The 10,364-nt window shown below is 69.4% G+C and carries 11 protein-coding genes; 3 read left to right on the top strand and 8 right to left on the bottom strand.

The genetic code is table 11. The features are described from left to right. The 3 genes from cgtA to AX692_RS14105 form a co-directional block, all read left to right on the top strand. Nucleotides 1-956, top strand: a 956-nt coding sequence (gene cgtA / locus AX692_RS14115; RefSeq protein ID WP_073977730.1) for an Obg family GTPase CgtA, incomplete at its 5' end; no start/stop codon positions are given. A 24-nt stretch (nt 957-980) separates the two neighbouring features. Then, entirely contained in the window at nt 981-2,096 is a 1,116-nt protein-coding gene (gene proB / locus AX692_RS14110) for a glutamate 5-kinase (protein ID WP_196489956.1), read from the top strand. Beyond that, nucleotides 2,093-3,010, top strand: a complete 918-nt coding sequence (locus AX692_RS14105; RefSeq protein ID WP_073973998.1) for an NAD-dependent epimerase/dehydratase family protein — start codon at nt 2,093-2,095, stop codon at nt 3,008-3,010. The genes proB and AX692_RS14105 overlap by 4 nt, the downstream gene beginning before the upstream one ends. Before the next feature lie 87 nt (nt 3,011-3,097). On the opposite strand, the gene AX692_RS14100 is transcribed toward AX692_RS14105, so the two are convergent. From AX692_RS14100 to AX692_RS14065, 8 genes are all read right to left on the bottom strand, one after another. After that, entirely contained in the window at nt 3,098-3,874 is a 777-nt protein-coding gene (locus AX692_RS14100; RefSeq protein ID WP_073973997.1) for a phosphoadenylyl-sulfate reductase, read from the bottom strand. Further along, nucleotides 3,864-4,319, bottom strand: a complete 456-nt coding sequence (locus AX692_RS14095) for a DUF934 domain-containing protein (protein ID WP_081095347.1) — start codon at nt 4,317-4,319, stop codon at nt 3,864-3,866. The genes AX692_RS14100 and AX692_RS14095 overlap by 11 nt, the downstream gene beginning before the upstream one ends. After that, the gene (locus AX692_RS14090; RefSeq protein ID WP_073973995.1) at nt 4,312-5,940 is read right to left on the bottom strand and encodes a nitrite/sulfite reductase; all 1,629 of its coding nucleotides are present in this window, start codon (nt 5,938-5,940) and stop codon (nt 4,312-4,314) included. The genes AX692_RS14095 and AX692_RS14090 overlap by 8 nt, the downstream gene beginning before the upstream one ends. Before the next feature lies 1 nt (nt 5,941). Further along, nucleotides 5,942-6,241, bottom strand: a complete 300-nt coding sequence (locus tag AX692_RS14085) for a DUF2849 domain-containing protein (protein WP_073973994.1) — start codon at nt 6,239-6,241, stop codon at nt 5,942-5,944. Continuing rightward, nucleotides 6,238-7,065 (bottom strand): uroporphyrinogen-III C-methyltransferase, encoded by an 828-nt coding sequence (gene cobA, locus AX692_RS14080; RefSeq protein WP_081095346.1) that lies wholly within the window; start codon nt 7,063-7,065, stop codon nt 6,238-6,240. The genes AX692_RS14085 and cobA overlap by 4 nt, the downstream gene beginning before the upstream one ends. Nucleotides 7,066-7,132: 67 nt before the next feature. After that, nucleotides 7,133-8,131 carry a mechanosensitive ion channel family protein gene (locus AX692_RS14075; protein WP_081095345.1) on the bottom strand — a complete coding sequence of 333 codons (999 nt, stop codon included), beginning with the start codon at nt 8,129-8,131 and terminating at the stop codon, nt 7,133-7,135. Continuing rightward, the gene (gene metC / locus AX692_RS14070) at nt 8,131-9,318 is read right to left on the bottom strand and encodes a cystathionine beta-lyase (RefSeq protein ID WP_073973993.1); all 1,188 of its coding nucleotides are present in this window, start codon (nt 9,316-9,318) and stop codon (nt 8,131-8,133) included. The genes AX692_RS14075 and metC overlap by 1 nt, the downstream gene beginning before the upstream one ends. Further along, nucleotides 9,315-10,187 (bottom strand): sulfurtransferase, encoded by an 873-nt coding sequence (locus AX692_RS14065; protein ID WP_073973992.1) that lies wholly within the window; start codon nt 10,185-10,187, stop codon nt 9,315-9,317. Before AX692_RS14065 ends, metC begins: the two co-directional genes overlap by 4 nt. Nucleotides 10,188-10,364: the final 177 nt, after the last annotated feature.

Below are 10,364 nucleotides of genomic sequence, written 5' to 3'. Positions count from 1 at the left end.
GCGGGGGCGACATCGTGTTCGAAGCCGTCGCGGGCCTCAACACGCTGATCGACTTCCGCTATTCGCAGCACTTCAAGGCCCCGCGCGGCGGGCACGGGATGGGCAAGGACCGCACCGGCGCCTCGGCCGAGCCGCTGGTGATCAAGGTGCCGGTGGGCACGCAGATCCTGTCCGAGGACAAGGAAGAGGTGCTCGCCGACTTCACCGAGGTCGGCCAGCGCATCGTCTTCCTCGAAGGCGGAATGGGCGGGCGCGGGAACGCTTCCTACAAGACCTCGACCAACCGCGCCCCGCGCCAGCACCAGCCGGGCATTCCGGGCGAGGAAGCCTGGGTGTGGCTGCGGCTGAAGCTGCTCGCCGACGTCGGCCTCGTCGGCCTGCCCAATGCGGGCAAATCGACCTTCATCAACGCGGTCTCCAACGCGCAGGCCAAGGTCGGCGACTATGCCTTCACCACGCTCGTGCCCAAGCTCGGCGTGGTGCGCCACAAGGGCCGCGAATTCGTGCTCGCCGACATTCCCGGCCTGATCGAGGGCGCGGCGGACGGCGTCGGCATCGGCGACCGCTTCCTCGGCCATATCGAGCGTTGCCGGGTGCTGATCCACCTCATCGACATCACCGGCACCGAGGATGCCGACCCGGCCGAGGCGATGCGCATCGTCGAGGAGGAACTGGCGGCCTATGGCGACAAGGAGCACACCCGGCTGGACGAAAAGCCCCGGCTGGTGGTGCTCAACAAGCTCGACCTGGCCGATGCCGAACTGGTCGAGGGCTTCCGCAAGGAGCTGCTGGCGGCGGGCGCGGAGCAGGTGTTTGCCGTGTCGGGCGCGACCGGCGCGGGCATTCCCGAACTGCTCGACGCGGTGCTCGGCTACCTGCCTGATCGCACCGCGACCGAGACCAAGGCGGTGGAAGTCGAGGACGACGGCGACGCGCCCGAGTGGTCGCCCCTGTAGCGCGCCCATGCTGACGCGGTGCCCATGAAGAATTTGGCCGACATCACCGCCGCTCGGCGGATCGTGGTCAAGATCGGCTCCGCACTGCTGGTCGGCGGGGGAGCGCCGCGCGAGGCGTGGCTGACCCGCATGGCGGGCGACCTCGCGATGCTCCGCCGTGCGGGCGCGCAGGTGATCGTGGTGAGCTCGGGCGCGATTGCTTTGGGCGCAGCGCGGCTCGCGCTGCCGAAAGGCGGGCGCGGGAGCCTTGCCGATGCGCAGGCCGCCGCTGCCGTGGGCCAGATTGCGCTCGCCGACCTGTGGAGCCGCGCATTGTCCGCCGAGGGCATCACCGCCGCGCAGATGCTGCTGACCCTCGGCGATCTGGAAGACCGCCGCCGCTACCTCAACGCCTCGGCGACGCTCGACAGGTTGCTGGAGGCGGGGGTGATCCCGGTCATCAACGAGAACGATTCGGTCGCCACCGAGGAAATCCGCTTCGGCGACAATGACCGCTTGGCCGCGCGGGTCGCGCAGGCCGCCAATGCCGATGTGGTGCTGCTGCTGTCGGATGTCGACGGGCTCTATGACCGCGACCCGCGCGAGGACGGCGCGGGGCTGGTGCCGGTGGTCGAGGCGGTCACGCCAGAGGTGATGGCGATGGCGAGCGGGGCCTCGTCCTCGGGACTCGGCTCGGGCGGCATGGTCTCCAAGCTGCAAGCCGCGCAGATCGCGACGCGCGCCGGGATCGCGCTCGGCATCCTCAACGGCACGCATGACGCGCCGATTTCCCATGCGCTGGCGGCGGGGACGGGGACGCTGTTCCTCCCCGTCAGTGCGGCTTCGGCGAGGAAGGCGTGGCTCGGCGGGAGGCTGGCGCCGGCGGGCGAATTGCGCGTCGACAAGGGCTGCGCGGAGGCGTTGAAGGGCGGGGCAAGCCTGCTCGCGGCGGGTGTGGTCGGCGTCTCCGGCCAGTTCCGGCGCGGCGATCTCGTCAGTGTGCTGTCCTTGCGCGGAGAGCGCCTCGCGCAGGGCCTCGCCGAATATGACGCCGCCGAAATGCAGCTGATCGCCGGAAAGCGCGCCGAGGAGCAGGCCGAGCGGCTGGGCTATGCGCCGCGCTCCTGCGTGATTCACCGCGACCACATGGTGCTGCTGTGAGCGTGCTCGCGATCACCGGCGCGACCGGCTTTGTCGGGAGCGCGGTGCTCGACGAGGCGCTGGCGCAGGGGCACAGCGTCAAGGCGCTCGCCCGCCGTGAGCAGGCGGAGCGCGCGGGCGTGGAGTGGGTGCGCGGCGATCTTGGCGACGAGGCCCCGCTCGCCGCACTGGTGCAGGGCGCGGACGCGGTGGTGCATGTCGCGGGGCTGACCAACACGCCCGATCCGCGCGAGTTCGAGGTGGCGAACGTCACCGGCACCGCCAATGTCATCGCCGCGATGGCAGGGGCGGGGCTGAAGCGGCTGGTGTTCGTCTCCTCCCTCTCGGCACGAAAGCCGGAACTGTCGACCTACGGCGCGTCCAAGGCGCAGGCCGAGGCGCTGGTGGAATCCAGCGGGCTCGACTGGACCACGGTGCGCCCGCCCGCCGTATACGGCCCGCGCGATATCGACATGCTCGACCTGTTCCGCGCGGCCAAGTGGGGCGTGGTGCCGCTGCCGCCGGGCGGGGCGACCTCGATCATCCATGCCGATGACCTGGCGCGGCTTCTTGTCGCCCTTGCCGCGAGCAACGCCGCGCCGACGCGCAAGAAGATTTACGAACCCGACGATGGCCGCGAGGGCGGGTGGAGCCACAAGGAGCTCGGCCAAGCGATCGGACGGGCGATGGGGCGGGGCCGCGTCTTCGCACCGCATCTTCCCCGTAGCGTGCTCGATGCCGCTGCTGCCACCGACCGAAGGCTGCGCGGCGATCAGGCTAAGCTCACCGCCGACCGCGTCGGCTACATGTGCCACCCCAACTGGGTCGCCCGCTTCGACCGCAAGCCCCCGCCGGGCCTGTGGCAGCCGCGGATCGCGGGCGAAGAGGGCCTGAAGGCGACCGCCGAATGGTATCGGCGTGAGGGGTGGTTGTAGCATCCGTCATCCCGGGCTTGACCCGGGATCGCTCGATACCTGGCGCAAGGCCGATAGCGGTCCCGGATCAAGTCCGGGACGACGCCATTACAAGAACGGTTCCTCACCCGGCTTGTGGATGCCGCATTCGGTCTTGTCCCAGCCCTTCCACCGGCCTGAGCGCGGGTCTTCGCCGTCTGCGACCTGCGAGGTGCAGGGGGAGCAGCCGATCGAGGGGTAGCCCTGCGCGATCAGCGGGTGGCGGGGGAGGTCGTGCTCGGCGAACCAGGCGTTGATATCGGCTGCGGTCCAGTCGATCAGCGGGTTGATCTTGAGCCGCCCGGCGCCGTCCGATGTGTCGAGCTCGAAGCGCGGCAGGTTGGCGCGGGTCTTGGCCTGGAAGGCTTTGCGCCCGGTGAAGCTCGCATCGAACCCGGCGAGCGCCTTTTCCAGCGGCCTCACCTTGCGAATCTCGCAGCACCCATCCGGGTCGTAGGACCACCTGAGGCCGGTCTCGTCCTTCTTCGCCAGATCTTGCGCGTCGGGGGTCAGCACCACCAGATTGAGGCCGAGACGCTCGACCAGCGTGTCGCGATAGGCGAGCGTCTCGGCAAAGTGCTTGCCCGTGTCGAGGAACAGCACCGGCACGCGCGGATCGACGCCGGCGACGAGGTGCAGCAGCACCGCGCTCTCCGCGCCGAAGCTCGAGACCACCGCGAGGTCGCCCGCGAGGTTGTCGCGGATCACCGCCTCCAGCATTTCCTGCGTGCTGCTGCCGCGGAACATGCGGTTGAGGCGCACCGCGTCATGCTCGGTGAAGCGCGGGGCGAGGTCGAGGATGTCGCGGGCACGGGTTTCGCGGGCGATGTCGAGTTCAGGCTTCATGGCGCTTGTCCGCAATGGTGCGGCGGGCATCCGCGGCACGCTGGTAGACGTTCTCCCACGTCGCGAAGGCGCGGCGCGCGTCCTCCTCGTCGAGGCGCTTGTCGGGGGCGAAGCTGTCGAAGCCGCAGCGGCGCATGTGCGAGAGCTGGTCGATCAGCACCGCGCCGACCGCGCGCAGCTCGCCGGTATAGCCCGCCTCGCGCAGGATGCGGGCCGAGGAATAGCCGCGCCCGTCGCCGAAGCTGGGGAAATTGACCTCCACCAACGCGAGGCGATCGAGGAAGGGCAGCAGCACGCGGGCATCGTCACCCGGCTCGATGCGGACGGCGGTGGCGTTGGTCTGGTCGCAGCACGCGTCGACGGTGATCGTCGCGTGATCCACGCGCTCGTCGTCGCGGAAACGGAACTGCACCTCGTCGGGGGAGGTGCCCATATCCTTAGCCATAGAGCGCCTCCTTGAACGGCTCCATGCCGATGCGGCGGTAGGTGTCGAGGAAGCGCTCCCCATCGGCGCGCTGCGCGAGGTAGACGTCGGTCACCTTCTCGACCGCGGCGATCACGCCGTCCTCGTCGAAGCCGGGGCCGGTGATCTTGGCGAGGCTGACGTCCTCGGCCTCGCTGCCGCCGAGCGAGAGCTGGTAGTTCTCCACCCCCTTCTTGTCGACGCCGAGGATGCCGATGTGGCCCGCATGGTGGTGCCCGCAGGCGTTGATGCAGCCGGAGATCTTCAGCTTCAATTCGCCGACCACCTCGGTGCGGCCAGTCTCGGCGAAACGCTCCGAGATGCGCTGGGCGAGCGGGATCGAGCGGGCGTTTGCGAGGCTGCAATAGTCGAGGCCCGGGCAGGCGATGATGTCCTCGATCGTGTCCATGTTGGGGCTGCCGAGGCCCGCTTCTTCCAGCGCTGTCCACACGGCGTGAAGATCGGCGATCCGCACGTGCGGCAGCAACAGGTTCTGCGTGTGCATCACCCTGAGCTCGTCGAAGGAATATTCGCGCGCCAGCCGGGCGACCACGCGCATCTGCTCCGAGGTTGCGTCACCGGGAATGCCGCCCGCGGGCTTGAGGCTGATGACGGCAGAGACGTAGGCGTCGTGCTTGTGGCGGTGGGTGTTGCGGTCCACCCACAAGGCAAAGTCGGGGTCCGAGCGGTCCACCGTCTTGGGCCCGTCGACAAAGGCGGGCGGGGCGAAATATTCCGCGATCCGCGCCAGCTCCTCGCGCGGCGGCTCCACGCCCACGCTTAGCAGGTGGGCGAATTCCTCCTCGACCTGGCGGATATACTCGGCCGCGCCGAGTTCATGGACGAGGATCTTGATGCGCGCCTTGTACTTGTTGTCGCGCCGGCCGTAGCGGTTGTAGACGCGCAGGCAGGCCTCGGCATAGGTGATCATCTGGTCGATGGGCACGAAGTCGCGGATCAGCGGCGCGATCATCGGCGTGCGGCCCATGCCGCCGCCCGCGTAGAACTCCGCGCCCACTTCGCCGTCACGCTTGACGATGCGCACGCCGATATCGTGGAGCCGCATCGCCGCGCGGTCCTTTTCGGACGCGATCACCGCGATCTTGAACTTGCGCGGCAGGTAGCTGAATTCCGGGTGGAAGCTCGACCACTGGCGCATCAGCTCGGCATAAGGGCGCGGGTCCACCACCTCGTCGGCGGCCGCGCCCGCAAAGTGATCGGCGCTGATGTTGCGGATGCAGTTGCCGCTGGTCTGGATCGCGTGCATCTCGACCTTCGCCAGATCGGCGAGGGCGTCGGCGGTGTCCTCGAGTTTGATCCAGTTGTACTGGATGTTCTGGCGCGTGGTGAAGTGCCCGTAGCCGCGGTCATACTTGTCGGCGATGTCGGCGAGCATCTCCATCTGGCGGCTGTTCAGCGTCCCATAGGGGATGGCGACGCGCAGCATGTAGGCGTGGAGCTGCAAGTAGAGCCCGTTCATCAGCCGCAGCGGCTTGAACTGGTCCTCGGTCAGCTTGCCTTCCAAGCGGCGGCGGGCCTGGTCGCGGAATTCGGCGACGCGGGCATCGACCATCGCCTGGTCGTATTGGTCATAGCGGTACATGTCAGATCACCCAGTCCCAGCCGGTCTTGGCGGCAGTCGGCACGGCGAGGTCGCGCCGCACGGTCGGGCCCAATGCGCGGACCCGGTCCTTGATATGGGCCGGGCGGACGTGCCCGGCGGCGTCGATGGTGGCCTCGATGGCATAGGGCACGTTGACCCGGCGCGCGGCTTCCTCGCGGGCGAGGATTTCCTCGGCGTCCTCGCCCACGTCGACCGCATCGTCGACGAACAGCGACCAGCCGGTGCCGTCCCACCAGGTGACAGCACCCGAGCGCAGGTCGTTGCCGGTGAGGATTTTCATGGTGCAATCTCTCCAATAAGGCGCCCGTCATCGCGGGCTTGACCCGGGACCGCTTGCAGCAAGGCGCTGACCTCGGCCCGATCCTGACTTGCGTCAGGATGACGGGACAGGCGCGCGGTGACTTCGCCGATGACGATGAGGGCGGGGCTCTTCACGGCCTCGCGCTCGACCAGCTCGGGGAGCCCGGCGAGCAACCCGCGCAGCACCCGCATTTCGGGGCGCGCGGCGTTTTCGATCACGGCGACGGGCATCGAAGGGGCGAGGCCATCGGCCATCAGCTTTTCCGCGATCTGCGGCGCGGTCGAGACGCCCATGTAGATGACGAGCGTGCGCCCCTTGCCCGCAAGACCCGACCAGTCCTGTTCGGCAAGGCCCTTGCACTGGCCCGCGACGAAGCTGACGATGCTCGAGGCTTCGCGGTGGGTGAGCGCGATCTGCGAAGCGGCCGCGGCACCGTTGGCGGCGCTGATGCCGGGGACGACCTCGACCGGCACACCGGCGGCGTGCGCAGCTTCGGCTTCCTCGCCGCCGCGCCCGAAGATGAAGGGATCGCCGCCCTTCAGCCGCACGACGTCATGGCCTGCGCGCGCCTCGCGCACGAGCAGCGCGTTGATCTCCTCCTGCGCCATGGTGTGGCGAGCGCGTTGCTTGGCGACCGAGATCAAGCGGGCATCGGGGCGCGCGAGGCTCAGGATGTCCGGCCCGATCAGTCCGTCATGGACGATCACCCGCGCCTGCGAGATCAGGCGCGCGGCGCGCAGGGTCAGGAGGTCCACCGGACCCGGCCCCGCGCCGACGAGAAAGATGGTGCCAAGTTGCTTCATGACAGGGCAAATGGGCGAGCGGTGCGATCCGTTCCAGCGAGAATGGATTGGCCGGGGTGAAGCGCAGCTATTGCGGCGGCGCATCCTCGCTTGCAGGAGGCACCGCGCGCCCCGCCAATGCCGCCAGCAGCGCGCGGGTCTGCGGGTTGTCGCGCAGGTTGATGTCGCGCTGCGGGAAGGGGATCTCGATCCCGTGCTCCTTGAACAGCCACCACAGATTCTTGAGCACCTCGGAGCGGACGTTGCCCACCCCGTCCTCAGGGTCGGAAATCCAGCAATGGATGGTGAAATTGACCGAGCTTTCGCCGTATTCGGTCATCCACGCGGTCGGCGGCGGGGTTTCCAACACGCGCCGTGCAGCCTTCGCGGCCTTCAGCATCAGCTCCTCGGCGAGCTTCATGTCGGCATCGTAGCTCACCCCGACATTGATCTGGATGCGCACGTTCTTCGAGGAATAGGACCAGTTCTCGACCTGATTGACCATCAGGTTCTCGTTGGGGATCAGATATTCCCGCTCGTCCCGCGTCGTCACCGAGACCGCGCGGATGCCGATGCGGCGGATCTGGCCGAAGGTCTGCTGCCCGCTCTGGTCGGCGACCGCGATCACGTCGCCCGGCTTGATCGACTTGTCGAGCAGCAGGATGATCCCGGCGATGAGGTTGCCGAAGGTCTTCTGGAGCCCGAAGCCGATGGCGAGCCCGAAGGCGCCCGAGAACACGGTCAGCGCGGTGAGATCGATGCCGAGCAGGTCGACCCCGATCAGGAAGGTCACCACCCAGATGATGATCGTTGCGAGCTTCTCGGCGAGCACGGCCTGCGTCCCGTCGAGCGCATGGACCCGCCTGAGGCCACTGCGGGTGAGGCGGGTGGCGAGCATCGCCGCGCCCAGCGCCAGCAGGATCGCAGCCCCGGCGAAGATCACGTCGAAGGCCGACACCCGCCAGTCGCCGAGCTCGACCGCGAAGCTATCGAGCCGGTTGACGATCCCGCCGATGGTCTGCGAGCGCTCGGCTATCCCCTCGCGCAGGCCGTCGGCGCCGCTGACGGTGTCGGCCGGTGCGGCCATCAGACCAGCGCCAGCGCGGCGGCGAGGTCGGCGATCAGGTCGTCCGGGTGCTCGAGCCCGATCGACAGCCGCAGCGCGGGCGCGCCGCCTGTGGGGCAGGGCATGCAGCTGCGATAGGAGCGCGGGGTGATCGGCAGCGCGAGGCTCTCGTAGCCGCCCCAGGAATAGCCGATCCCGAACAGTTGCAGCGCGTCCGCCACCCGCGCCGAAGCGCCCGGGTCGTCGCTCGCCAGCACGAAGGCGAAGAGGCCGCAGCCGCCGGTGAAATCGCGCTTCCACAGCGCGTGGCCGGGATCGGAGGGCAGCAGCGGGCACAGCACCTTGGCCACCTGCGGCTGGGCCACGAGCCACTCGGCCACCTGCAAGGCTGCGCGGGTCTGGGCCTCGAGCCTGACGCCCATTGTCCTCAATCCCCGCGCCGCCAGCGCCGCATCGTCGGGGGAGACCACCTGACCCAGCTCATGGCTCACCCGGCGCAGCGCCGCATACCAGCGCTTGCCCGCGCTCGCGCTGCCCATCATCAGGTCGGAATGGCCGCCGACGTGCTTCGACAGGCTCATCATCACGATGTCGCAGCCATGCTCCAGACCTGCAAAGCCGAGCGGGCTCGCCCAGGTGTTGTCGATCATCGTGACGGCCCCGGCCTCGCGCGCGATGGCAGCGAGCGCAGGGACATCGCACATCTCGAATGTGAGGCTGCCGGGCGCCTCGAGCCACACGCCCTTCGCCCCCGCCACGGCCGCCCGGTAGCCTTCCACATCGCGCGGGTCGAAGAAGGTCGTCTCCACCCCCAGCCGCGCCAGCAGTCCGGTCGCCATGCTGCGGGTGGGGTCATAGGCATTGTCGGTCATCAGCAGCCGGTCGCCGGGTTTCAGCACGGCGAGCATCACCCCCGCGATCGCCGCCACGCCGCTCGGATAGAGCACCGTGCCATGCGCGCCCGGTTCGATCTGCGTCAGCGCCTCGGCCAGCGCCCATTGGGTCGGAGCGCCGCGCCTGCCGTAGAAGAACTGGCCGTCGGCATTGTTCTGGCCCGCCGCTTGCCGCTCGGCGTCGGTGTCGTAAAGATGGGTCGAGCCGCGCCACACCGGCGGGTTGACCACCGACCCGGTCCACGCCTTGCGCCGCCCGCCGCGCACCAGCCGGGTGGCGGGCTTCAGGTGCCTGTCATCGCCGCCCCCGCTCACGCGCCCGGCCCCCAGCTTTCGGGGCCTTGCAGCTTGGGCGTGTCGGGATCGGCGCTCCATTCGGCCCAGCTGCCGTCATAGAGCGCGGTGTCGTCCTTGCCGACGAGGTGCATCGCGAAGAGCAGCACGCTCGCGGTCACCCCGCTGCCGCAGGTGGTGGTGACCGGGGCGGCAAGGTCGATCCCCGCCGCGGCGATCGCCTCGCGCAGAGCATCGGGGGATTTGTAGGTGCCATCGGGGTTGAACAGCTCGGTATGGGGCAGGTTCAGCGCGCCGGGGATGCGCCCGTTCTGCCCGCCGTGAACCGGATCGATGCCGCTGCCATAGACGCGGTCGGCGCTGCGGGCGTCGAGCACCTGTTGGGCGGGATGCTCGAGATTGGCGAGCATGTCGGCCTTGGTCCGCACGCGGGCAGGCGCGGTGAACGACGCCGGGGCGGCAGGGGTGAGCGCAGGCTCGCCGCTTTCGAGCGGCAGGCCCTCGGCGCGCCACTTGCCGAGCCCGCCGTCGAGGATCGCGACATTGCCGCGCCCGCTCGCGGTCAGAACGAACCACGCGCGCGCCGAAGAGCGCAGGGCGCTGTCGTCGTAGAGCACGATCGCGTCATCGGGCCCGACCCCGAGACCCGCCAGCCTTTCGGCGAGCTGTTCGGGGGTGGGGAAGGCATAGGGCACGCCCGAGTCCGGATCGAACAGGCTCGCCACCCCGAGGAAACGAGCGCCCGGGATATGCGCGGCGGCGAACTCGGCGGCGGCGTCGCGCGCGGCGGCGGGGAGGTGGTGCGAGGCGTCGAGCACGACAAGGCTGGGAGCCTCGAGATGGGCGGCAAGCCATTGGCAGGAGACGAGCGAAGCGGGAAGCGTGGTCATGGCCGCGACCCTAGCGCGGCCTGTGCGGCGGCGCAAAGGGCGCGCGGCATGCGGGGCAAGAGGGGCGGTGTGCGGGGCAGGGCGAGGCCGCCGCTCCCCCTCCGCCCGCGGGCCGGGAAGTGGCACTGCGCGGCAGCGTGGCAGCGCGGGCGTCAGGCGGCCGCCGAGGCGGGGGGC

This window comes from Erythrobacter donghaensis (genome assembly GCF_001557325.1).
In the GTDB taxonomy this organism is placed as follows: domain Bacteria; phylum Pseudomonadota; class Alphaproteobacteria; order Sphingomonadales; family Sphingomonadaceae; genus Erythrobacter; species Erythrobacter donghaensis_B.
Note: the sequence above shows the minus strand (reverse complement) of the source record. Positions and strands in the feature narration are given on the sequence as shown.